This is a genomic window from Modicisalibacter sp. MOD 31.J (genome assembly GCF_020147985.1).
GTDB lineage: Bacteria > Pseudomonadota > Gammaproteobacteria > Pseudomonadales > Halomonadaceae > Modicisalibacter > Modicisalibacter coralii.
Genome location: NZ_JAGXFF010000004.1, coordinates 128,630 through 152,178 on the forward strand (window position 1 = coordinate 128,630; position 23,549 = coordinate 152,178).

The 23,549-nt window shown below is 59.9% G+C and carries 17 protein-coding genes; 16 read left to right on the forward strand and 1 reads right to left on the reverse strand.

Features of this window, described 5'->3' with window-relative positions; all coding sequences use genetic code 11:
• Positions 1 to 2 precede the first annotated feature (2 nt).
• The 15 genes from odhB to KGR00_RS14585 all read left to right on the forward strand — a co-directional run bounded on the left by odhB (position 3) and on the right by KGR00_RS14585 (position 19,441).
• On the forward strand, positions 3 to 1,610 hold the full coding sequence (gene odhB, locus KGR00_RS14515; protein WP_224419428.1) for a 2-oxoglutarate dehydrogenase complex dihydrolipoyllysine-residue succinyltransferase: 1,608 nt from the start codon (positions 3 to 5) through the stop codon (positions 1,608 to 1,610).
• Positions 1,611 to 1,648: 38 nt separating this feature from the next.
• Positions 1,649 to 3,088 (forward strand): dihydrolipoyl dehydrogenase, encoded by a 1,440-nt coding sequence (lpdA, locus tag KGR00_RS14520; protein ID WP_224419429.1) that lies wholly within the window; start codon positions 1,649 to 1,651, stop codon positions 3,086 to 3,088.
• Positions 3,089 to 3,226: 138 nt separating this feature from the next.
• Positions 3,227 to 4,393: an ADP-forming succinate--CoA ligase subunit beta gene (gene sucC, locus KGR00_RS14525; protein WP_224419430.1), complete on the forward strand. Its 1,167-nt coding sequence runs from the start codon at positions 3,227 to 3,229 to the stop codon at positions 4,391 to 4,393.
• Positions 4,393 to 5,265 carry a succinate--CoA ligase subunit alpha gene (sucD, locus tag KGR00_RS14530; protein ID WP_129140506.1) on the forward strand — a complete coding sequence of 291 codons (873 nt, stop codon included), beginning with the start codon at positions 4,393 to 4,395 and terminating at the stop codon, positions 5,263 to 5,265. The genes sucC and sucD overlap by 1 nt, the downstream gene beginning before the upstream one ends.
• Positions 5,266 to 6,039: 774 nt before the next feature.
• On the forward strand, positions 6,040 to 7,128 hold the full coding sequence (locus tag KGR00_RS14535) for a polysaccharide export protein (protein ID WP_224419431.1): 1,089 nt from the start codon (positions 6,040 to 6,042) through the stop codon (positions 7,126 to 7,128).
• Positions 7,128 to 7,577, forward strand: a complete 450-nt coding sequence (locus KGR00_RS14540; RefSeq protein ID WP_129140553.1) for a low molecular weight protein-tyrosine-phosphatase — start codon at positions 7,128 to 7,130, stop codon at positions 7,575 to 7,577. Before KGR00_RS14535 ends, KGR00_RS14540 begins: the two co-directional genes overlap by 1 nt.
• A 42-nt stretch (positions 7,578 to 7,619) precedes the next feature.
• Positions 7,620 to 9,881 carry a polysaccharide biosynthesis tyrosine autokinase gene (locus tag KGR00_RS14545; RefSeq protein ID WP_129140508.1) on the forward strand — a complete coding sequence of 754 codons (2,262 nt, stop codon included), beginning with the start codon at positions 7,620 to 7,622 and terminating at the stop codon, positions 9,879 to 9,881.
• A 44-nt stretch (positions 9,882 to 9,925) separates the two neighbouring features.
• Complete coding sequence (locus KGR00_RS14550) at positions 9,926 to 10,843, forward strand: hypothetical protein (protein ID WP_224419432.1); 918 nt, start codon at positions 9,926 to 9,928, stop codon at positions 10,841 to 10,843.
• Between the two features lie 313 nt (positions 10,844 to 11,156).
• Positions 11,157 to 12,443 carry a glycosyltransferase gene (locus KGR00_RS14555; RefSeq protein WP_224424446.1) on the forward strand — a complete coding sequence of 429 codons (1,287 nt, stop codon included), beginning with the start codon at positions 11,157 to 11,159 and terminating at the stop codon, positions 12,441 to 12,443.
• A gap of 29 nt (positions 12,444 to 12,472) precedes the next feature.
• Complete coding sequence (gene gmd, locus KGR00_RS14560; protein WP_224419885.1) at positions 12,473 to 13,594, forward strand: GDP-mannose 4,6-dehydratase; 1,122 nt, start codon at positions 12,473 to 12,475, stop codon at positions 13,592 to 13,594.
• A 2-nt stretch (positions 13,595 to 13,596) separates the two neighbouring features.
• Entirely contained in the window at positions 13,597 to 14,562 is a 966-nt protein-coding gene (locus KGR00_RS14565; RefSeq protein ID WP_129140511.1) for a GDP-L-fucose synthase, read from the forward strand.
• Between the two features lie 28 nt (positions 14,563 to 14,590).
• Positions 14,591 to 16,000, forward strand: a complete 1,410-nt coding sequence (locus tag KGR00_RS14570; protein ID WP_224419434.1) for a mannose-1-phosphate guanylyltransferase/mannose-6-phosphate isomerase — start codon at positions 14,591 to 14,593, stop codon at positions 15,998 to 16,000.
• Positions 15,997 to 16,746, forward strand: coding sequence for a glycosyltransferase family 2 protein (locus tag KGR00_RS14575; RefSeq protein WP_224419435.1), 750 nt, complete (start codon positions 15,997 to 15,999; stop codon positions 16,744 to 16,746). The genes KGR00_RS14570 and KGR00_RS14575 overlap by 4 nt, the downstream gene beginning before the upstream one ends.
• A gap of 125 nt (positions 16,747 to 16,871) precedes the next feature.
• A complete protein-coding gene (locus KGR00_RS14580) occupies positions 16,872 to 18,047 on the forward strand; it encodes a DegT/DnrJ/EryC1/StrS aminotransferase family protein (RefSeq protein WP_224419436.1) in 1,176 nt (391 codons plus the stop codon).
• Positions 18,005 to 19,441, forward strand: a complete 1,437-nt coding sequence (locus tag KGR00_RS14585) for a hypothetical protein (RefSeq protein ID WP_224419437.1) — start codon at positions 18,005 to 18,007, stop codon at positions 19,439 to 19,441. The genes KGR00_RS14580 and KGR00_RS14585 overlap by 43 nt, the downstream gene beginning before the upstream one ends.
• Positions 19,442 to 19,714: 273 nt before the next feature.
• On the opposite strand, the gene KGR00_RS14590 is transcribed toward KGR00_RS14585, so the two are convergent.
• On the reverse strand, positions 19,715 to 21,853 hold the full coding sequence (locus KGR00_RS14590; protein WP_224419438.1) for a hypothetical protein: 2,139 nt from the start codon (positions 21,851 to 21,853) through the stop codon (positions 19,715 to 19,717).
• Positions 21,854 to 22,512: 659 nt separating this feature from the next.
• On the opposite strand from KGR00_RS14590, the gene KGR00_RS14595 reads away from it, so the two are divergent.
• On the forward strand, positions 22,513 to 23,523 hold the full coding sequence (locus tag KGR00_RS14595) for an NAD-dependent 4,6-dehydratase LegB (protein ID WP_224419439.1): 1,011 nt from the start codon (positions 22,513 to 22,515) through the stop codon (positions 23,521 to 23,523).
• Positions 23,524 to 23,549 lie beyond the last annotated feature (26 nt).

A 23,549-nucleotide genomic window follows, 5' to 3' on the forward strand; every position in this document is an offset into this window, starting at 1 on the left:
AAATGGCTACCGAGATCAAAGCGCCCAGTTTTCCGGAATCCGTCGCCGAAGGCACGGTTGCCGCCTGGCACAAGAAGGCCGGCGACAGCGTCGAACGCGACGAGCTGATCGTCGAGATCGAGACCGACAAGGTCGTCCTCGAGGTGGTGGCACCGGAAGCGGGCACGCTGTCTGAGATCAAGGTCGAGGAAGGCGAAACCTGCGAATCCGAGCAGGTCCTGGGGATGCTCGGCGAGGCTCAGGAAAAGGCCGACGAGGCCCCGGCCGAGGACGAGAAGCAGGCCGACGACGCCGAGAAGAGCGACAAGAACGACAAGAACGAGAAGAAGAGCGAGAAGAAGGCCGACAAGCCGGCGGCGTCGGGCAAGAGCCATGACGTCAAGGCGCCGTCCTTCCCCGAGTCCGTCCAGGAAGGCACCGTGGCCACCTGGCACAAGAAGGTCGGTGAGTCCGTCAAGCGTGACGAGGTGCTGGCCGACATCGAGACCGACAAGGTGGTCCTCGAGGTCGTGGCGCCCGCCGACGGTGCGCTGACCGAGATCAAGGTCGAGGAGGGCGAGCAGGTCGAATCCGAGGCGCTGCTGGCGGTCTTTGCCGAGGGCGCCGGCGGTGACGATTCGGCGAGCGGCGAGGAATCGGTCGACGAGGGCGACGAGGCGTCAGCCGAGAAGGACGAGAAGGTCGGCGACAAGATCCTCGCCCCGGCGGCGCGCAAACTGGTCGCCGAGCACGATCTCGATGCCAGCAAGATCGAGGGCACCGGCAAGGGCGGCCGTGTTCTCAAGGAAGACGTGCAGAAGGCGATCAAGGACGGCTCGGCGAAGAAGGCGGCCAAGTCGTCAGCCGACAAGCCGGCCTCGGGCGGCACCACCAAGGCTGCGGCAGCCGCGGCACCGGCGGTGGAGGGCGAACGCCCCGAGAAGCGCGTGCCGATGAGCCGCCTGCGTCAGACCATCGCCAAGCGGCTGGTCCAGGCCCAGCAGACGGCGGCCATGCTCACCACCTACAACGAGGTGGACATGAGCGCGGTGATGGCCCTGCGCGCCCAGTACAAGGACACCTTCCTGAAGGCCCACGACACCAAGCTGGGCTTCATGGGCTTCTTCGTCAAGGCGGCCACCGAGGCGCTCAAGCGCTTCCCGGACGTCAACGCCTCCATCGACGGCACCGATATCGTCTACCATGGCTACCAGGACATCGGGGTGGCCGTCTCCACCGACCGCGGTCTGGTGGTACCGGTATTGCGCGATACCGACAGCATGAAGCTGGCGGACGTCGAGAAGACCATCGTCGACTTCGGCAAGCGTGCCCGCGACGGCAAGCTTGGCATCGACGAGATGCAGGGCGGCACCTTCACCATCACCAATGGCGGCATCTTTGGCTCGCTGATGTCGACGCCGATCCTCAATCCGCCGCAGACCGCGATCCTGGGCATGCACAAGATCCAGGAGCGTCCCATGGCGGTCAACGGCAAGGTCGAGATCCGTCCGATGATGTACCTGGCCGTGTCCTACGATCACCGCATGATCGACGGCAAGGATGCGGTCCAGTTCCTGGTCACGATCAAGGAACTGCTCGAGGATCCGGCGCGCCTGCTGCTGGATGTGTGATGCGTCGCCAAGCCAACCAGATCGAACAGGAATGATTCATGGCCGATAAATACGATGTGATCGTCATTGGCGCGGGCCCCGGCGGCTACGTCGCCGCCATCCGTGCCGCCCAGCTGGGCCTGAAGACCGCGTGTGTCGAGAAATGGGTCAACAAGGAAGGCAAGACCGTACACGGCGGCACCTGCCTCAACGTCGGGTGCATTCCGTCCAAGGCCCTGCTGGAGGCCTCGCACAAGTTCGTCGAGGCCCAGCACGACTTCGGCGACATCGGCATCGAGACCGGCGACGTCAAGATGGACGTCAAGAAGATGATGGCGCGCAAGGAAAAGATCGTCGCCAACCTGACCGGCGGGATCTCCGGCCTGTTCAAGGCCAATGGCGTCACGCCGCTGGAAGGCACCGGCAAGGTGCTGTCCAACAGCAAGGTCGAGGTCACCGGCAACGACGGCGACAAGGCGACCTATGAAGCGGACAACATCGTCATCGCCTCCGGCTCCGTACCGGTCGAGATCCCGCCCGCGCCGCTCACCGAAGGGCTGATCGTCGATTCCACCGGCGCCCTGGAGTTCGAGGAAGCGCCCAAGCGCCTGGGTGTGATCGGCGCCGGCGTCATCGGCCTGGAACTGGGCAGCGTGTGGAACCGCCTGGGCAGCGAAGTGACCATGCTCGAGGCGATGGATTCCTTCCTGCCGATGGTCGACCAGACCGTCGCCAAGGAGACCCAGAAGCTGCTCACCAAGCAGGGCCTGGACATCAAGCTCGGCGCCCGGGTGACCGGTACCGAGGTCAAGGGCAAGGAAGTCCTGGTCAAGTACACTGACAGCAAGGGCGACCAGGAGCAGACCTTCGACAAGATCATCGTCTGCGTGGGACGCCGTCCTTATACCCAGGGCGTGCTCGACGATGACGCCGGCGTCAAGCTCGACGAACGCGGCTTCATCTTCGTCGACGACCATTGCCGGACCAGCGTGCCCAATGTCTACGCCATCGGCGATGCGGTGCGTGGCCAGATGCTGGCCCACAAGGCCTCGGAAGAGGGCATCATGGTTGCCGACATCATCGCCGGCCACAAGGCCGAGGTGAACTACGACGCGATTCCGTGCGTCATCTACACCTCGCCCGAGGTCGCCTGGGTGGGCATGAACGAGCAGCAGGCCAAGGCCGAGGGCATCGAGGTCAAGACCGGGACCTTCCCGTTCGCGGCCAGCGGCCGTGCGATGGCCAACAACGCCACCGAAGGCTCGGCCAAGATCATCGCCGACGCCGAGACCGACCGTATCCTGGGCGTGCACATCGTCGGCCAGCATGCCGGCGAGATGATCGCCCAGGGCGTGATCGCCATGGAGTTCGGCTCCAGTGCCGAGGATCTGGCGCTGACCTGCTATGCGCACCCCACCATGTCCGAGGCCGTGCACGAGGCGGCACTGGCCGTGGAAGGTCACGCCATCCACGTGGCCAACCGCAAGAAGCGCAAATAACAATCACCGCTGTAAACCCACGCCCCCGCCCGGGGGCGTGTCGTCCGCTCATGGGCGAACGGGGGTGGCCCGAACCGAAGCCTGGCAAGGGCGTTCGCGGCCATCGTTCGAGTCACATGCAACCAATGGCATGACACGATGAACCTTCATGAATATCAGGGCAAACAACTGTTTGCCGACTATGGTCTGCCGGTGTCCAAGGGCTTTGCCGTGGACACTCCCGAAGAAGCTGCCGACGCCTGCAAGAAGATCGGCGGCGACAAGTGGGTCGTCAAGGCCCAGGTTCACGCCGGTGGTCGCGGCAAGGCCGGTGGCGTCAAGCTGGTCGAGAGCGCTGACGAGGCCAAGGCCTTCGCCGAGCAGTGGCTGGGCAAGAACCTGGTGACCTTCCAGACCGACGAGAAAGGCCAGCCGGTCGCCAAGATCCTGGTCGAGAACTGCACCGATATCGCCAACGAGCTGTATCTGGGCGCGGTCGTCGATCGCGGTACCCGTCGGGTGGTCTTCATGGCGTCCACCGAGGGTGGCGTGGAAATCGAGAAGGTCGCCGAGGAAACCCCCGAGAAGATCCTCAAGGCCGAGATCGATCCGCTGGTCGGGGCGCAGCCGTACCAGGCGCGTGAACTGGCCTTCGCGCTGGGCCTCAAGGGCGACCATATCAAGCAGTTCACCAAGATCTTCCTGGGCCTGTCCAAGCTGTTTCACGACAAGGACCTGGCACTGCTCGAGATCAACCCGCTGGTGATCACCGACGAAGGCAACCTGCACTGCCTCGACGCCAAGATCAACCTCGATGGCAACGCCCTGTACCGGCATCCCGACCTGCAGGCGATGCGTGACCCCTCCCAGGAGGACGAGCGCGAAGCCCACGCCCAGGAATGGGAACTCAACTACGTGGCGCTCGACGGCAACATCGGCTGCATGGTCAACGGCGCCGGCCTGGCCATGGGCACCATGGACATCATCAAGCTCAACGGCGGCCAGCCGGCGAACTTCCTGGACGTCGGCGGCGGCGCCACCAAGGAGCGTGTTGCCGAAGCCTTCAAGATCATCCTCTCCGATGACTCCGTGAAGGCCGTGCTGGTCAACATCTTCGGCGGTATCGTGCGCTGCGACATGATCGCCGAAGGCATCATCGGTGCCGTCGAGCAGGTCGGTGTCAACGTGCCGGTGGTGGTCCGCCTCGAGGGCAACAACGCCGAGCTGGGTGCCGAGAAGCTGGCGTCCAGCGGACTCAACATCATCGCTGCTACCAGCCTGACTGACGCGGCACAGCAGGTCGTCAAAGCAGCGGAGGGCAAGTAATGAGTATCCTGATCGACAAGAACACCAAGGTCATCTGCCAGGGCTTTACCGGTGGCCAGGGGACCTTCCACTCCGAACAGGCGATCGCCTACGGCACCCAGATGGTCGGCGGCGTGACGCCGGGCAAGGGCGGCCAGGAGCATCTGGGTCTGCCGGTGTTCAACACCGTCAAGGAAGCGGTCAAGGAGACCGGCGCCGAAGCCTCGGTCATCTACGTGCCGGCACCGTTCTGCAAGGATTCCATCCTCGAAGCCGCCAATGCCGGTATCAAGCTGATCGTCTGCATCACCGAGGGTATTCCCACCCTCGACATGCTCGACGTCAAGGTCAAGTGCGACGAGCTGGGCGTGCGCCTGATCGGCCCGAACTGCCCGGGCGTGATCACGCCGGGCGAGACCAAGATCGGCATCATGCCGGGCCACATCCACAAGCCGGGCAAGGTGGGCATCGTCTCTCGCTCCGGCACCCTGACCTATGAAGCGGTCAAGCAGACCACCGATCACGGCTTCGGTCAGTCCAGCTGCGTGGGCATCGGTGGCGACCCGATCCCGGGTTCCAACTTCATCGACATCCTCGAGCTGTTCGAGAAGGATCCGCAGACCGAAGCGATCGTGATGATCGGCGAGATCGGCGGTACCGCCGAAGAGGAAGCGGCTGCCTATATCAAGGAGCACGTCAGCAAGCCGGTGGTGGCCTACATCGCCGGCGTCACGGCGCCTCCGGGCAAGCGCATGGGCCATGCCGGTGCCATCATCGCCGGTGGCAAGGGCACGGCGGACGAGAAGTTCGCTGCCCTCGAGGCAGCCGGCGTCAAGACCGTACGCTCGCTGGCCGAGATCGGTGATGCGCTGAAGGAAGCGACCGGCTGGTAATCGCGCCTTCCGCATTGTCGTCAGGCCCGGCCTGACCGAAAAGGGCACCTCCGGGTGCCCTTTTTACATTCTGACAGGGATATGATCGCCTTCCGCCTTCCGCCTTCCGCCTTCCGCCTTCCGCCTTCCGCCTTCCGCCTTCCGCCTTCCGCCTTCCGCCTTCCGCCTCCCGCCTTCCGCCTCCCGCCTCCCGCCTTCCAAACGTATCACTGCCGTTGCATCGCTTGCCTGCCGTCTTCGCCGTCATTGTTTTTGAGTTTTCTAATACTTTTTCTCAACAGTCCCGTTAACAACAGGATTAGTCGTCCATTAATGGTGCTGTTTTTGCGGTATTAGGGGATTGAAGAAAGGTGGTTATTGCAAAAAATAACCCTTTTTTTTCCATGAAAAGACTCTAGCATGACCTAAAGTGGAGACAGACAGATACATACATATACCTTTCGATTACAAAGTAATCGAAAGGGCGTTTTCCTGAAAAAATAGAGAAATCAATCATTAATGGCGCTGGGGAAAGCCGATCAACCGCCGGGGCGGTAGCGTGGCCGGGGATCACCGTCTCGATGGCCTCAGGGCATGGTGCAATAAGGATGTCCGCGAAGCAGGGAAGTGATGGTCGTTATTTCGCGGAATTAATGACGGTGAGCGTGGCGCATTAACGGCTCGCGCATGAAAGACAAGACAGGGGCTCAATGTGAATTGCATGGGGACAGGATCATGGCTTCTAGGTTGAACAACATCAAATCACGGTGGGGCTTGCCGGTCATGGGAGTGGCCATGATCGTCTGGCTTTCCGCTTGTGCGGCGGCCCCCGGGGCGCGCGTTCCCTATGACACGGGCGTGGAGCCCCTCGCTGCCAACGTCGAGGTCGAACCGATTACCATTGATCTGGTCAACGCCATGCGGGCCGCGCCCCGGCCGGAAGCGATCGATCACGTCGGCAGCGAGGACTCGGGCCAGACAACCTTTACCAGGGTGCCCGAGGATTACGACTATCGGATCGGGCGCGGCGATGTCCTCAATGTCATCGTCTATGACCACCCGGAACTCACCATTCCTGCGGGCAGCGAACGCAGTGCGGAGGAATCGGGCAACGTGGTGCATGCCGACGGCAGCATCTTTTATCCGTACGTGGGTCAGATCAAGGTAGCCGGGCGCACGGTCCGCGAGGTCAGGTCGGAGATTCAGCGGCGCCTGTCCGGTTTCATCGCGGAGCCCCAGGTTGACGTCAAGGTCGCCAGCTACAACGCGCAGAAGGTCTACGTGACGGGACAGGTCAAGGATCCGGGTGTCTTCTCGGTGACCAACGTGCCGGTCCACGTGCTCGACGCCATCAGCGATGCTGGTGGCCTGACGGAAACGGCCAACTGGCACGACGTGGTACTCAGCCGTGATGGGCAGGACCTGCATCTGTCCCTCTATGACATGCTGGTCAACGGCGATCTCGAGCAGAACCTGCGCCTCAAGGATGGCGATGTCGTTCATGTCCTGGACGTGGGCAACCAGCAGATCTATGTGATGGGCGAGGTCAACGAGCCCGCCGCCCTGCCGATGGGAAACAGCGCGTTCTCGTTGACCACCGCCATTGCCCAGGCCAGGGGAATCCGCGAAGAAAGTGCGGACGCCTCCGGGATTTTCGTCATCCGCCGCAATCCGGAGCCCAGCAAGGCCTACGCCACCGTCTATCAGTTGAATGCCAAGAATGCGGCGGCCTTCGTCCTCGGCTCGCAGTTCATGCTTCAGCCGGCAGACGTGGTCTATGTCACGGCGGCACCGGTGTCGTTGTGGAACCGTGTCCTGAATCAGATCCTGCCGTCGCTGACGACGATCTATCAGGCCACCGAAATCCACCAGAACCTCAAGTGATGCAATTCTCCCGGGTGCTCGTCCTCTGCACGGGCAATACCTGCCGGAGCCCGGTAGCCGAGGCCCTGTTGAGGGCTCGGTTACCCCATCTGACGATCCAATCGGCGGGGCTCGGCGCCCTGGTCGACCATCCCGTGGAGGCTCAGGCCAGGCATCTCGTCGAAGGCATGGAAGGGCTCGATCTGAGCCGGCACCGGGCACGTCAGGTGACCCAGGAGATGATCCAGCAGGCCGATCTGATTCTGGTCATGACCGAGCGACAACGACTGGCCGTGGCCAAGATGCATCCTTCCATCATGGGAAAAGTGCTGCTGTTCGGTCGCTGGCTGGACAACGACGGCAAGGGCAAGGAGATATTAGACCCCCACGGAAAGAGCCATGAGGTCTTCGAATACATTCATGGGCAGCTCGTACAAGCCGCCGATAGCTGGGCGCGCAAGCTCGCCTAGCGCCTGATCGTCATATTCTACATTACTTGTTTCGGGGGTCGCATGGCTCAGAGTAACAATGAAATTCGCTCATCGTCGGACAATGATGAGCTGGATATCGGACGGCTCTATGGCGCGCTGAAGGACAATGTCTGGACCATTGCAGCCATCACCCTGATGTTTGCCATGGCGGGAATCATCTATGCATTCCTGGCGACACCGATATATCGTGCCGATGCCCTCGTGCAAATTGAAAAGGCAACACCCAAGAATCCACTCTCGGAGGTCACCAGCTTGCTGGGCGAGGAACCCCCTTCGGAGTCGGAAATAGAGATCATACGCTCGCGCATGGTGCTGGGGCGTGCAGTCGACATACTCAACCTCGACCTGTTGGTGGAGCCCGTACAGGTCCCGGTCATAGGCGGGTTCTTGCATAGGGTCGGGATGACTCGACCGGATTCTTTCATCGAAAATGTGCTGAATGATATCGGCGTCGATGGCAAGGCGTTCATGAAGAGTTTCGATTATGCCTGGGCGGGTGAGTCTATCGACGTCGCGAGTTTTTCGGTATCCGACAAGTTTCTCAATGAGAATTTCGTGGTGCGTGTGGAGAATGGCTCGCGCTATGAACTCTTGCATGACGGCACCGTGATTGGTTCGGGTGTCGTTGGCCAGCAAGAGGAGTTCGACAAGGGTGAAATCGGCATCAATGTGAGCGCCATCAATGCGTCTCCGGGAGCGGGATTCATCGTCAGGAAAATACCGCGATTGATGGCGATCAGTGATCTTCGCAAGCATCTCAGTATCAATGAACAAGGTGAAAAGACGGGTATTCTGAACTGGGGGCTCACGGATGCCAATCCGGTACTGGCGGAACGTGCCCTGGGTACCATCGCCGATATCTATGTGACACAAAACATACAGCGGCAGTCTGAAGAGGCACGCAAGAGTCTGGAGTTCCTGCATGGCCAGCTTCCCCATGTCAGGGATGAGTTGGGCACTGCCGAGGATCGTCTCAATAAATATCGTACCGACAGTGATAGTGTGGATCTGTCCCTGGAAACCCAGTCGATCCTGGAACGACTGGTCAATCTCGAATCCCAGTTGAATGAGCTCGCGTTTTCCGAGGCGGAAATATCGCGGCGCTTTACGCCCAGCCACCCAACGTATGCAGCGCTGCTCGAAAAGAAAAGACAGTTGAAGAAAGAACAGGCGAACCTGGAAAGTAAGATAAATGGCCTGCCGAAGACCCAGCAGGAGATCTTGCGCCTCCAGAGAGATGTGTCGGTCAATCAGGCAATCTATGTACAACTACGCAACAAGGTTCAGGAGATGCAGATTGCCGAAGCGAGTACCGTCGGTAATGTGCGCATGCTGGACGATGCCAAGGTATCGCCGATACCGGTCGAGCCCAACAAGAAACTCATCGTCGCTCTGGCAACATTGCTTGGGGGCATGACGGGCGTGGGCATCATCCTACTGCGAGTCGCCCTGAGCCAAGGCGTCGAGACACCCGACCAGTTGGAACAGCTTGGACTTCCCGTCTATGCAACCGTTCCTCTTTCGACCGAGCAGGCCAAACTCAACAAGCGAGTCAGAAGAACGGGGGGCGAAGGTTACAGCATCAATACTGGTGTGCTAGCCGAAAAGAATCCTACCGATATCTCCGTCGAGGCATTGCGTGGCCTGAGAACGAGCCTCTATTTCGCAATGCTGGAAGGGGCCGACAATCGGCTGATGATTACCGGGCCAAGCCCCGCCAATGGCAAAAGCTTCGTTGCCATCAACCTGGCGGCCGTTTGTGCTCAGGCAGGCAAGAATGTCCTGATAATCGATGGCGACATGCGCAAGGGGCATATACATAGCGTATTCGGCGAGCATGCGGAGGGCGGCTTGAGCGAGGTGCTCGCCGGTCGTCAGAAAGTGCAGGACGTGATTCGTGCGGTAGATGGTATTGATAATTTACATTACCTGTCACGTGGCATCGCGCCACCCAACCCTTCGGAATTGCTGGTGACGACCGGGTTTAGTGAACTGCTGGATGTCGTCAGTGATTATTATGACCTGGTGATCATTGACTCCCCCCCGGTGCTTGCCGTGACGGATGCCGCAATCATTGGCAAGAATGTCGGTACCACATTGATGATTGCCCGTTTCCAGGTGAACTCGCCGCGGGAAATAAAGCTTGCACTCAGGCGTCTCGATGTGGGCGGGGTAACCGTCAAGGGGGCCGTTTTGAATGCCGTCGAACAAAAGTCTGCCCTGGCCTACGGTTACGGATATTACAATTACGTATATACCAATGTTGGCAGCAGTGCATCTTGATCGTTTTGCAAGTTTTCAAGAATATAATCTATCAGGATGTTTTCATGTCACCTCGAGAATCGATCGTCTTCATCGTTACCAAGCCACTGCAGATCATGATGGCGATGGTGATCAGGGATTCCTTTAAATCCGGCACCAGCTGTCATCTTTACATAGTCAATGATTTCTTCAATGTGACTGAGGTTTCGCAGCGATTGACGAATCATGATCTTCAGTGGCGCTCAGTGACGAATTTTCCGACACGGCAGGCGGCGATAGATCATCTCCAATATCGGAGTGTGGATAATGTATTCATCGATTCGGATGTCGGGATAAGGCTTTACTTGAGCCTGCGGGCGGCCAAGCGGCGCTCGAAAGGACTCAAGATATCCGTGTATGAGGAAGGCTGCGGGACCTATCAGGATGATTATTACCCACCTCTCAAGGCCGGCTTCTTGAGATTGCTGGGGGTCGGGGACAGGTTGGGAGGATGCCATCTCACCGATGAGATCTGGCTATACGAAAAAAATGAATATCTGGACATATTCCCCGCAACGAAAACGCTGGTGCGCGAGATAAGACAACCTTTGCATGATTTTTTGAAAGCCAATATGGGGTTGTTGAAGAAGATATTCGTCGGCAACGATGAAGTCATTCCGAGTGGTTCTGAGTCGAATGGGGATGCCTGCATTATCTATCTTTCCAGTTGGCGGGTTTATGAAGAGGTCGTCAGTGATCTCCAGCAGGAAAAGAAGGACCTTTACATAAAACTTCATCCTCACATCAAGAATTACGATTCGCGTTGGATCAGTGGGCATTGTCGGATGTTGCCTTCTGCCGTACCCGCGGAAATAGCCATCATGGATCTGGCAAAACATTATCTCGATATCCTCGTGTACCATCATGACAGCAGCGTAGCGCGTTATGTGTCATTAGAGAATCTACGCTTCGTCAATCTCGGGGACAGTGATCCGTTACCTTAGAACGCATTTCCAAACTCTCGGATGATGGGCACCGGTGGCAGGGCAAAGCGAGGGTCCTTTGCCATGGCCGGAAAATGCTCCTTTCCATTCCGGCATTACCGCCATCCATGGCGGTCAGATAGCAAAGGTAGCGCCCAGGGAGGGGTTTACAGCGCCCTCGCGACGCCCTGCCGCCGGAGAAGCCCACTTCGTCTACCGGTTGTGAAAGGCGTTCTTAATGACGCGGGCTCTTGGCCCTCACATTACCGAATTCCCGGACTGCTTGTTCTCGCTGCTGTTCCGTTGACGTTGCTCTTCTCCATTCATGGTGTCGATGATGCGTAAGCTGTATGCCTTTTCCTTCTCCTTCGAGCGTGGAGGAGCCGCGATAGCCGCCAGGAAATTTTCCAGACTCGCTGCCGAGTTTTCCGAGGTCACCTGCGTGTCGGTCGACGCGGTGAACCATCTGGCACGCGATGCGGTGAGTGAAGCCCGGACCGCCCGGCTCTCCCGGGGCATTCATTTCTTGAAAAGGGTCATTTCTTATATTCTGGTCAAAGGTATGAGAGACGGCAATATATCCAAGCATTCGCTGAACCTGTTCTCATCTTCCGTTTTTTTGAAAAATATGCGCAAGGCGGCCCAGGAGCGCGCAATCTGCCATTTTCACTGGATCAACAATGATTGTTTGAGTCTTTTCGATTTCAAGAAAATCCCTCCGAAGTCGATCATCACCTTGCATGATGAGTGGCTTTATTGCGGCACCGAGCACTATCACGACCTGCTGGGACAGGAAGTATTCGTTTCCGGTTACCCCTTTACATGCCGAACGACCAAAGGCCCGAACTGGAACTGGTTTGCCTGGAAGATGAAGTGTCTGAAGTTGTCGGGGCGCACGGACCTGCTGATAACCGTACCATCACATTGGATGCATGAGCGTGCCAGGCGCAGCCATCTATTGTGCCAGCATACCGTGAAATTGCTGCCCAATCCGATAGAGACGCAAGATTTTCATCCGTCGACTAGCCTGGAAAGACAGCGCTCCAGAATTTCCCGAGGGATTCTCGATTCACAGCTCGTCATCGTGACCGGCGCGGTGGATGGCAAGAAGAATCCGGTAAAAGGATTTGATCTTCTCGAAAAGGCGCTCGAGATCGTTTCCCGGGAGGTCTCTGACGACGTCTTGCGGAAAGTGGTTCTCGTGTCGTTCGGCGGTAGCGAGGTTGGCAGGGGAGAGTTTGGCGGTATTGAAGTCATTCATCTGGGCAAGATCAGGGAAATAGAAACGTTGAGACGCGTTTATGCCATGGCGGATTTCGCGGTCGTGCCTTCGCTTGTCGAATCGTTCGGCCAGGTGGCGGCCGAAGCGCTGGCGTGTGGAACGCCGGTCGTCGCTTTCCGTTGCTCAGGCTTGCAGGATATCGTCATTCATCAAGTCACGGGTCTGTTGGCGGACCCCTACGAACCTCGTTCGTTGGCCGAAAGGATCATCGAGCTGATTCACTGCGCTCCGGAAGTAAGACAGCACTTGGGACATAACGGCAGGGAGCACGTGGTGAACAATTTCTCGTCAGAAGTCATTGCCAGGCAATATAAGGAAATCGTCAGCTCTTTGTGCTGACCGTCAATAACGATGAGGTAGTTGTCGCCATGCTAAAAAAAGCGTTGGTTACCGGGGTTACGGGTCAAGATGGATCCTATCTCGTGGAATACTTGCTGGCCAAGGGCTATGAAGTCCATGGGATCAAGCGCCGTGCGTCCTTGTTCAATACGCAAAGGATCGATCATGTCTATCAGGATCCGCATGACAAGCATCAGCGCTTTGTGCTGCACTATGGGGATCTGACGGATTCGTCCAATCTCATTCGTCTGGTGCAGCATATCCAGCCGGACGAGGTATACAATCTTGCCGCTCAGTCCCATGTGGCCGTGAGTTTCGAGTCACCCGAATATACCGCGGACGTCGATGCCCTGGGCACATTGCGGCTCCTGGAGGCGATAAGGCTGCTGGGAATGGAAGGCAAGACGCGCTTCTATCAGGCCTCGACGTCAGAGTTGTACGGGGCCGTACAGGAAATACCGCAAAGAGAGACTACCCCCTTTTATCCCCGGTCACCCTATGCCGTGGCCAAGCTGTATGCCTACTGGATTACGGTCAATTATCGCGAATCCTACGGCATGTATGCGTGCAATGGCATTCTCTTCAACCATGAGTCACCGCGGCGTGGAGAGACTTTCGTGACACGCAAGATCACCCGTGGCCTGGCGAATATCGCACAGGGGCTCGAGAACTGCCTGTTCCTGGGTAACCTCGACTCGTTGCGTGACTGGGGGCATGCCAAGGACTATGTGCAGATGCAGTGGCTCATGCTGCAGCAGGAGAAGCCGGAAGATTTCGTCATCGCGACTGGCAAGCAGATGTCGGTGCGCGATTTCATCCGTCTGAGTGCCGCCGAGCTGGGCATCGGGCTGATATTCCTCGGCAAGGGTGTCGATGAGTATGCGGTCGTCGACACCGTCGTCGGTAACAAGGCCCCGGCGGTGGTACCCGGCGATGTACTCGTTCGCGTCGATCCTCGCTATTTCCGGCCGGCCGAAGTGGAGACGCTACTCGGTGACCCCTCGAAGGCCCGGCGCAAGCTGGGCTGGGAGCCTAGCATCGGCGTACAGGAAATGTGTCGGGAGATGGTGGCCGAGGACCTCAGGTCGGCCCGGCGTTTTGCACTGCTCAAGGAACACGGGTACGAACTGCCCGTGGCGATGGAGGGCTGAACATGCACAGGGAAAGAATCTTCGTTGCCGGGCATCGAGGCATGGTCGGCTCGGCGCTGGTGCGGTCTCTCGAGGCGCGGGACAGGCTCGAAATCGTCACCGCCGAGCATGCGCAGCTCGACCTCACACGGCAGCAGGACGTCGAGGCCTTTCTGGGGGATCTTCGCGTCGACCAGATCTATCTGGCGGCGGCCCGGGTCGGCGGCATCCATGCCAACTCCACGTATCCCGCGGATTTCATCTACGACAATCTGATGATCGAGGCGAACGTGATCGCTGCCGCGCATGCAGCCGACGTCAAGAAGCTGCTGTTTCTGGGGTCGTCGTGCATCTATCCACGGCTCGCGTCACAGCCGATGGCCGAGGAGGCCCTGCTCACGGGCCCCCTCGAGCCCACGAACGAACCCTATGCGGTGGCCAAGATCGCCGGGATCAAACTCTGCGAGAGCTACAATCGGCAGTATGGGCGAGACTACCGTAGCGTCATGCCCACGAGTCTTTACGGCCCCAACGACAATTTCCACCCCGAGAACTCCCATGTGATCCCCGCCCTGATGCGACGCCTTCACGAAGCCCGGCAGAGCGACGCGGGCGAGGTGGTCATCTGGGGCAGCGGGACGCCCCGGCGCGAGTTTCTGCACGTCGACGACATGGCCAGTGCCTGCGTGCACCTGATGAACCTGGATACGGCGACCCAGGCGCGTCTCACCCGGCCGATGCTCTCGCATATCAACATCGGCAGCGGCATCGAATGCACCATCCGCGACCTGGCCGAGACCATCGCCCGGGTGGTCGGCTTCGAGGGGCGATTGACCTTCGATGCCGACAAGCCCGACGGCGCCCCGCGCAAGCTGCTCGACATCTCGCGGCTGCAGGCCACGGGGTGGCGCCCGAGCGTGCTGCTGGAAGACGGGCTGCGCATGACCTATCAGTGGTTTCTGGAGAATCAGTACCGCTTCCGCGGTTGAACCCTCGACGGACACGAAAGGTGACACGATGATAACGCCCGTGATTCTGGCCGGGGGCAGCGGTTCCCGGCTATGGCCCTTGTCCCGCCAGTTGCGGCCCAAGCAGTTCCTGTCGCTGTTCGGTGAGGCGAGCCTGCTGCAGGAGACGCTGGGCCGACTGTCGGCGCTCCCGCACCGGCCGCCCGTGGTGATCTGCAACGAGGACCATCGTTTCCTGGTTGCCGAGCAACTGCTTCAGTCGCAAAACCCGGACGCCTGTATTCTCCTCGAGCCGGACGGACGCAATACGGCGCCGGCCATCGCCCTGGCGGCCCTGCGTGTCCAGGCGGAAAACCCCGAGGCCCTGTTGCTGGTGCTGGCGGCGGATCATGTCATCGACGACGTGGAGGCCTTTCACGGCAGCATCGAAGGGGCAAGGCAACTGGCCGTCCAGGGGGACCTGGTGACCTTCGGTATCGTCCCCCAGCACGCCGAGAGCGGCTATGGCTACATCCAGCGCGGCGATCCTCGCGGCGATCACGGCTTCGCGGTCAAGCGCTTCGTGGAAAAGCCCGACCGGGCCACCGCCGAGGACTATCTCTCGACCGGGGACTACTACTGGAACAGCGGCATGTTCCTGTTCCAGGCCGGACGCTACCTGGAAGAACTGGAGGCCCACGCACCGGAGATCGTTCATGCCTGCCGGCAGGCCATGCAGGGCGCCCATCGCGATCTGGATTTCACGCGACTCGATGCCGAGGCCTTTCGGCGTTGCCCGTCCGACTCGATCGACTATGCGGTCATGGAGCGGACCCAGCGTGCCAGTGTCGTGCCGCTGGATGCCGGCTGGAGCGATGTCGGGAGCTGGTCGACGCTCTGGGAAATCGGCGAGCAGGACGCGAACCGCAACGTCACCCGCGGCGACGTGGTCTGCCACGACGCGCACGATCTGCTGGTCCAGGCCGATCATCGGCTGGTGGCGGCGGTGGGGATCGAGAACCTGGTCATCGTGGAAACCAAGGATGCGGTGCTCGTCGCGCACAAGGACCGCGTCCAGGAGGTCAAGCGCATCGTCGAACGCCTCAAGCGGGAAGGGCGCGGCGAGTACCTCGATCATCGCGAGGTCTATCGGCCCTGGGGCGTCTACGATTCGATCGACCGGGGCGGGCGCTATCAGGTCAAGCACATCACCGTGAAGCCGGGCGCCCGGCTCTCGGTCCAGATGCACCATCACCGCAGCGAGCACTGGGTGGTGGTCTCGGGGAGCGCGAAAGTCACGGTGGGAGACAAGACCTACCTGGTCGCCGAAAACGAGTCGACCTATATCCCCATCGGCGAGATCCATGCCCTCGAGAACCCCGGCAAGATCCCCCTGGAACTGATCGAGGTGCAATCGGGTTCCTATCTGGGGGAGGACGACATCGTGCGCTTCGACGACCGCTATGGACGCTGCCAATGACCACACCGACGTTTTCCATCATCACCGCCTGCTTCAACAGCGAGAAAACCATCGCCGATGCCATCGCCAGCCTCAAGTGCCAGACCTGGCCCGGGGTCGAGCACGTGGTGATCGACGGCGCCTCCCGCGACGCGACCGTCACCATTGCCCGCGAGCGACTCTCAGCTGCCGACGTGCTCGTCTCCGAGCCCGACCAGGGGATCTTCGATGCGCTCAACAAGGGCCTGGCGCGTGCCACCGGGGACGTGATCGGCTTTTTGAACTCGGACGACCTGCTGGCCGATGAACAGGTCCTGGCCAGGGTCGCCGCCAGCTTCGAGTCCGATGCGGTGGGGGCCGTCTACGGTGACCTGCAGTACGTCAGCGCCAGCGACCCGGATCATGTCATTCGCCACTGGCGTTCCGGCGACTTCCAGCGCCCCAAGCTGCGACGTGGCTGGATGCCGCCGCACCCCACCTTCTTCATGCGCCGTGAGCTGTACCGGACGCTGGGCGGCTTCGATGCCAGTTTCCGTATCGCCGGCGACTACGAAGCGCTGCTGCGCTACCTGAGCCATGAGGCGCTGACCATCCGCTACATTCCCGAGGTGCTGGTCAGGATGCGCCTGGGAGGCGCCAGCAACGGCAGTCTCAAGGCGATTTTCAACAAGTCCCGCGAGGATGTCCGCGCGATGCGCAAGAACGGCATCAACCCGCTGCTGGCGTTGCCCTGGAAGAACCTCTCCAAGCTACCGCAGTTCTTCTGAACGCCGTCACTCCCCCCCCTAACGACTCACCCCGCATCGTCCGAGCGCCCGCGTGTCATCGCCGTGGTGACGCCGCGCTCGGCCCTGCTCATTGTCACTTACCTCCTGGTCGAAGGAGCTGCTCGATGCTGAACACGCCGTTTTCCCCCTGGCCCTGCTTCACCGAGGAAGAGGCCGACGCGGTGAGGCGCGTCCTGCTCTCCAACCGCGTCAATTACTGGACGGGCGACGAGACCCGGGCCTTCGAGCGGGAATTTGCCGAGGCCACGGGCTGCGAGTTCGCGATCGCCGTGTCGAACGGCACCACCGCACTTGATCTGGCGTTCAAGGGGCTGGGCATCGGCGCGGGCGACGAGGTGCTGGTGACCTCGCGGACCTTCCTCGCCTCGGTATCGAGCATCGTCACCGCCGGGGCGATACCGGTCTTCGTCGATGTCGATCGCGAGACGCAGAACATCGCGCCCGAGGCCGTACGAGAGGCGATCACGTCACGCACGCGGGCGATCGTCGCCGTGCATCTGGCCGGCTGGCCGTGCGACATGGCGGCCTTGATGGCGATCGCCGAACGCCATGGGCTGTGGGTGATCGAGGACTGTGCCCAGGCGCATGGTGCGCGCTATCGGGGGCGCAGTGTCGGGAGCATCGGGCATGTGGGCTGCTGGTCGTTCTGCCAGGACAAGATCATCACCACCGGGGGGGAGGGGGGCATGGTCACCACCCATGATGAAGCGCTGTGGCGACGCATGTGGGCCTACAAGGATCACGGCAAGAGCTGGCAGGCCGTCTACGAGCGCGAGCATCCCCCCGGCTTCCGCTGGCTGCACGAAAGTTTCGGGACCAACTGGCGGATGACCGAGATGCAGGCGGCCATCGGACGCATTCAACTCACGCGCCTGGACGAGTGGCAGGCGATTCGCCGCCGCAATGCCGAACGAATATGGCGAGCCGCGGCGGAGTGCCGGGGGCTGCGAGTGGCCGGCGTGCCCGACGACATACGGCACGCCGCCTATAAATGCTACGTGTTCGTCGACCCCGGCGCGCTCAAGGAGACCTGGAGTCGCGATCGTATCCTGGAAGAACTGACGCGACTGGGCGTGCCCTGCTTTTCAGGATCCTGCTCGGAAGTCTATCTCGAGAAAGCCTTCGACAACACGGGCTGGAGGCCCGGCCGAGCGTTGCCGGTCGCCAAGGAGCTGGGCGAAACCAGCCTGATGTTCCTGGTTCATCCGACACTGACATCGCAAGAAATCGAAAAAACATGCGCGGCGCTGTCCGCCATCATGTCGCAGGCCGCCGCTTGATCCCCGAAAATTCGGCCGCGATGACGTGTCACTCGCCAGGGGCCACCGGAATGTCGATAAAGAAAGTCGATGTCATGATCTTCGTGGCACTGTGTTCTTTCATTTTCATCAACTCTTTCTTCATACATCGAGTGAGTTTCGTCGATTCGGTCGCGTTTTTCCTGGTATGCACGAGTTCGGCCGCGGTCATATTCCTGTATCGCCAGAAAGGGGCCACGCTGCTGAAACTGTTCTTTCTGTTCAGCTTCCTGTTCTTTGGCTTCGTCCCGCCGCTGGAACTCTATTATGGGGAAGTCTATTGGGGAGGCAGGCCCTTCAGTGCCGGTGATTATGGTTATGCGGCGCTGCTGGTACTGTTCTTCAATGTCGTGGTTTTCGTGAGCTATCTGTTGACCAGCCGGTCGGGGTACCTGTCCTCCGAGACCGATGCGCGTCTCCCCGAGCAAGATCGGGTGCGCCTGGAGTTCATTCAGGTCCTGCTCCTCGTTGGCGTGTCCGCCATGGCCTGCCTGTTGATTCTCTACATGAATGATTTTAATGTGTATTCCCTCGTCTTCCGAGGTGGAGAGCTGGTCCAGAGAAAAAGCCTGGATAGCGTGTCCTCGTCACTGCTGTATGGCTTTTTCATTCGGTTCATACCGATCAGCACGGCCATCGTCATGTTGTTCATGGTACGCGGCATGTGGTTTCTCAAGGCGCTACTGCTCGTCATCGGTGTCGTCTCGGCGTTCCCCACCGGACTGGCCAGGCTTTCGGTGCCGACCTATTACTTCCCGCTGCTGTTTTTCTTTTTCCCGAGGTTGCTGAAAAACAATCGGGTGCCGTTGCTGGTTTCCCTGGGGATCGTCTTCGTCTTCCCGTTTCTGGAAGGATTCAGGCGCTATTCGTCGGAAAGCGGGTTGAGTTACTCCCTGGACTACAAGTTCTTGTTGGCGGGGCATTTCGATGCCTTCCAGAATTTCACGCGTATCATAACGGACGACTTCGTCTCCTATGGATATCAGCTGCTGGGGGTGGTCTTCTTCTACGTGCCCAGAAGCTTCTGGTCTTCCAAGCCGGTGGGTACCGGACATGCGCTGGCCGAACAGGAAAATTACAACCTGGCCAACATCTCGGCGACCTGGTATGCGGAAGGCTGGGCCAATTTCGGTTTTCTGGGCGCCTTGCTGTTTTCCGTGCTGATCGGCGTTGTCATGGCCAAGCTGGACAGGAAGTACTGGCTGGGGCATTCACGACCCTTTTTCAGGATCATGTATCTGGTGCTGCTGGGCTATGTGTTCTTCCTGCTCAGAGGCGATCTGATGTCGGGGATGGCTTTCCTGATCGGGACCATGATGGCCATTGCCGTTCCCTATTTGATCATCAGTCGGGTCAGGCTGCACCGATTCCTCTAGAAGTGATGCCCTTTGATGGCGACTATCTTCGCGGACTCAAGACGACGATGGCGTCAGGGCTGGTGATCCGTAACGTTCGGGATGGCAGGCCATCGCTGAACGTCGTTGTCGACAAGGGCCATAGCACCGTCCCGGTCAGAAGCTGCAGGAAGGTTCGACGAGTCATCAGGAGCGCGTCGGGGTCGTCGGCTCGATCGATTGCCTTTTGAGGGTGTGTCTTCATGCGATGGTTGGCCCGGGTGGTAGGTGCCGATGACGAGCCCGCCGAGCGTTTCATAGGTACTTGATCCCCACCCAGCCGACGAAGCCCGAGCCGGTGGTTTCGACATAGAGTCTTCCTTCCCGCCAGCCGTCGCTGCCTGCCTGAAATTGGTGCCCGAAGTCGTGGCTGGTCAGCCTCACGCACGCCTCGTAATAGCCCGCACCGGGGGGCGCCTCGATTTCCGCGATCAGCCGGGCATCGCTATCGGCGTCGAAGGTGGCGTCCTGCCACCTGTCGCGGTCCTTGACGGCGTACAGGCGATGGGTGGTGGCCTGCCAGGCTTCCGGCTGCTTGAACGCCCAGAACTTGGTGGGCCGCGCATGCGTCGGCAGTTTCATCTTCAGGCGGTGCCTTTCCATGACGGCTTCAGCGACGCCGAACGTCACGGTCTTTTCTTCCACCCCGAGCGACAGACCGGCTCCCAGTTCGGCACAGGCGGGGTTGCGGGGGTAGAAAAAACCCTCGCCGTCAATGGTGTAGGCGCCGCCGGTCTCGATATGGGGTGAGGAAATGGAGACGACGCCCGTCAAGTTCTCGTCATGGGTGCCGGCGTAGGGCGTCGAGCGGGCGCGCTGGTAATGGATGCCGGCGCTGTGGGTCACGTAGACGGACGACATGCCGCCGCGGGTCGCACTGCCCGAGAGGTTGGAAGTCGGGTGTTGGCGAATGATCCCGCGTCCATAGCTGAAGACCACATTCTCGATCCGGGCGTTGAGCTTTCCGGCGTAATGGAGCAGGTCGATATCCTTGCCGTCGGCGTTGATCTGCACATCGGACAGGTTGAGGGTCAACATCCTGCTGCGGTCCCCCTGTGTCGCATGATCCTCCTGGCACAGGGCCCTTTCCCCGGGCGCGCTTCTGGCCTCCCAGCGGCTCGACAAGAACGAGACCTTGCCGGAATACCACAGGTTCCTGGCGGCGTCAGGGTATATCCACGAGTAGAAGGTACCGCGGCCGATGAAACTGCCGCCAATCACCTTGATCTCTCCTCCCGCCTCATCGCGTATCAGGGTGTACCGCTCGGCGCTGTCGTCATTTTCCATGTCCGTATCGATGAAGGTCGTGTTGACGGCCTGCAGGTTGTTGTTCAGGAAAGACGTCCGGCAGTTTCTGAATTTGCAATTGAAGAACAGGGTTTCAGACGCCCACCCGTGGGTACTGCCATCGAACGGATTCTGCGTCGTCGTCATGGCGCCTATGGCGAAATCCCTCAACTCGACTCTGTCGAAGCGGTTTTTCCAATTCGGGATGCCGGCTGACAGCGAGGAGGAAATCGCGATGCCGACGGACGTCCCGGCCGTCTCGGCCACTAGCTGAATGTTTCTCAGCAGACTGCCGCTGGAGGTCTCCGAATAATGGAAGGCCTGTTTCGCGGAGGAGCCGGTTGCCGATTGGCTCCGGAAGATGATGGTCGTTCCGCGCTGTGACGATAAACCCTCTATCCAGCTGGTGGACCGACTGTCGATGACGCACGTTCGGGAGATGACGATACGGATATCGCCAAGATAGAGGGGAAGATGATATTTCTCGGCCGCTCTTTTTGCCGAGAAGAATTTCTCGGTCTGGTCTTCGGTCACGCTGTCGATCAGATCGAACCAGTCCGAATAGATGGCCCCTGCGGGAAGACGGATGAACCTTCCGGGCCGTGCCTTCGTGCCAAAGACCGTTCCGCCATCCACGGCTTGCGTACTGTTGGCCGACCAATAGAACTGGCCGCCCCCGCCTTCTCGATTCTGCCGAAAACGCTTGATGTAAAGCGTCTGGCCATCCAGCAATCGCCGTGTGTCCAGTTCCTGCAGTGCGTTCACGCATTCCACATAGAGTGTCCTGCGATCCAGTGCCTCGACCAGTTGCTGTGACCCGGAGGAGGTCGAAACGCTCAATGAATTGGCATCGTCGATGTCGAAGAACTGAACCTTCAGCGTTTTTTCCAGGTTTCCCTTCCGGATATGAATGTCGTACTTGCCGTTAGGCGCCGAGAATTGCAGGAGACCCTCGTGGTCCGATTTGAGCGGGTTCGTGAGGGGGATATCGGCTGGTCCCTTGAGATCGTCCACCAGGCGAGTGGTGTCAGCATGATAGACATGCGCGGTGGCATCGGCGAGTAACGCGCCATCGTCACTCTGTATGAATAGGGTCTTCAGCTCCATGGCGCGGTTTCGTCTCCCATCTTCTATCTCCCATCATCCGTCTCCCGTCTCGATAGCTAGGGTAGAGGGTTTTCAGGCGATTTTCCGCGATGCCCGACCATGCTCGGGGGCTGGCCCCGGGCACGCTCTAGGCTCGGGTTCAGCGGGCCATTCTGGCGCGCCGTCACAAGCCTGACGAACCTTGGCCGTATCGCCCCTAGCGTCGGGCTTCACCTCATGCGGCAAGGATGAATCATCTCAGTATCCGACCATCCCGAGCGATGAAAAAACACATCGAGTGAATGGTTGTAGTGTGAGGATAAACAACGCCGCGGATGGCTTAAAAAACCCTGCTTATTAGTCATTTAATTGGGCCTGTGAAATCCGGATTTGTCTGTAACAATATGTAGTCAGCGATTTGTATCCGATCGATATTTGTTCGAAAAATCCGTCAGTTGCAGAGGGGTTGTGACCCTTCGGGGCGGTAGCGTGGTTTTCGGGAAGCGATAAAACGGTACATGCCTGCAGTGCTGCAACAAGAATGATCGCCAGTGATTTGGGGTAATGACTGTCGAGTTGGCAATGAGTCGCCGGTTCATCGATGGGGCCGACTTCCGGAACAGTGAAGTGGCTCGTTCTCGATGTTTCTTTTTCACGGTTCGTCGACGCGAGAAAAACTCATGGAGCTGCAGGGCAAGCGGATACTGGTCACGGGCGCGGACGGTTTCATCGGTTCCCATCTCACCGAGCGACTGGTCGAGACCGGTCACGACGTGCGGGCCTTCGTGATGTACAACTCCTTCAACAGCTGGGGATGGCTCGACAGCGCGCCGCTCGAGGTGCGACGCAATCTGGACGTGGTGGCCGGCGACATTCGCGATCCCTACGGCGTGCGGCGGGCCGTCGAGGGGTGTGACGTCATCCTCCACCTCGCCGCGCTGATCGCGATTCCGTATTCCTATCACTCGCCCGACACCTATGTGGACACCAACGTCAAGGGCACGCTGAACATCGTTCAGGCGGCGCGCGACCTGGGCATCGAAAAGGTGGTGCATACCTCGACCAGCGAGGTCTACGGCACCGCCCGTCAGGTACCGATCACCGAAGCACATCCCTTGTGCGGGCAGTCGCCCTATTCCGCCTCCAAGATCGGCGCCGACCAGATCGCGCTGTCGTTCCAGCGCTCCTTCGCGACACCGGTCGCGGTGATCCGGCCGTTCAATACCTACGGGCCGCGTCAGTCGGCGCGAGCGGTCATCCCCACGATCATCTCCCAGCTCATCGCCGGGCAACGGGAGATCCACCTGGGGTCGCTGCATCCCACCCGGGACTTCAGTTACGTCGACGATACGGTGAGCGGCTTCATCCGGGTCGCCGAGAGCGAGGCGGCGATCGGCGAGGTGGTCAACGTGGGCAGCGGTTTCGAGATCAGCATCGGCGACACCGTGGGCATGATCGCCGACCTGGCGGGCCGCGAGATCACCATCACCACCGATGAACAGCGCCTGCGCCCCGCCGGCAGCGAAGTCGAACGCCTCTGGGCGAGTACCGACAAGGCCGTCCGTCTGCTCGGCCATCAGCCGGCCTTCGGCGGCCTCGACGGCTTGCGGCGCGGCCTGGCGAGGACCATCGAGTGGTTCAGCGATCCCGCCAACCTGGCCCGTTACAAGGCCCATCTCTACAACATCTAGCGCAATGGATGCGCCCGGAGCGGTGA

Coding starts and splice junctions, on each gene's coding strand:
- odhB (WP_224419428.1), top strand. CDS start 3: ATGGCTACCGAGATCAAAGCGCCCAGTTTTCCGGAATCCGTCGCCGAA.
- KGR00_RS14575 (WP_224419435.1), top strand. CDS start 15,997: ATGACCACACCGACGTTTTCCATCATCACCGCCTGCTTCAACAGCGAG.
- lpdA (WP_224419429.1), top strand. CDS start 1,649: ATGGCCGATAAATACGATGTGATCGTCATTGGCGCGGGCCCCGGCGGC.
- KGR00_RS14565 (WP_129140511.1), top strand. CDS start 13,597: ATGCACAGGGAAAGAATCTTCGTTGCCGGGCATCGAGGCATGGTCGGC.
- KGR00_RS14540 (WP_129140553.1), top strand. CDS start 7,128: ATGCAATTCTCCCGGGTGCTCGTCCTCTGCACGGGCAATACCTGCCGG.
- sucD (WP_129140506.1), top strand. CDS start 4,393: ATGAGTATCCTGATCGACAAGAACACCAAGGTCATCTGCCAGGGCTTT.
- sucC (WP_224419430.1), top strand. CDS start 3,227: ATGAACCTTCATGAATATCAGGGCAAACAACTGTTTGCCGACTATGGT.
- KGR00_RS14545 (WP_129140508.1), top strand. CDS start 7,620: ATGGCTCAGAGTAACAATGAAATTCGCTCATCGTCGGACAATGATGAG.
- KGR00_RS14585 (WP_224419437.1), top strand. CDS start 18,005: ATGCGCGGCGCTGTCCGCCATCATGTCGCAGGCCGCCGCTTGATCCCC.
- KGR00_RS14555 (WP_224424446.1), top strand. CDS start 11,157: ATGATGCGTAAGCTGTATGCCTTTTCCTTCTCCTTCGAGCGTGGAGGA.
- KGR00_RS14590 (WP_224419438.1), bottom strand. CDS start 21,853: ATGGAGCTGAAGACCCTATTCATACAGAGTGACGATGGCGCGTTACTC.
- KGR00_RS14570 (WP_224419434.1), top strand. CDS start 14,591: ATGATAACGCCCGTGATTCTGGCCGGGGGCAGCGGTTCCCGGCTATGG.
- gmd (WP_224419885.1), top strand. CDS start 12,473: ATGCTAAAAAAAGCGTTGGTTACCGGGGTTACGGGTCAAGATGGATCC.
- KGR00_RS14580 (WP_224419436.1), top strand. CDS start 16,872: ATGCTGAACACGCCGTTTTCCCCCTGGCCCTGCTTCACCGAGGAAGAG.
- KGR00_RS14595 (WP_224419439.1), top strand. CDS start 22,513: ATGGAGCTGCAGGGCAAGCGGATACTGGTCACGGGCGCGGACGGTTTC.
- KGR00_RS14535 (WP_224419431.1), top strand. CDS start 6,040: ATGATCGTCTGGCTTTCCGCTTGTGCGGCGGCCCCCGGGGCGCGCGTT.
- KGR00_RS14550 (WP_224419432.1), top strand. CDS start 9,926: ATGTCACCTCGAGAATCGATCGTCTTCATCGTTACCAAGCCACTGCAG.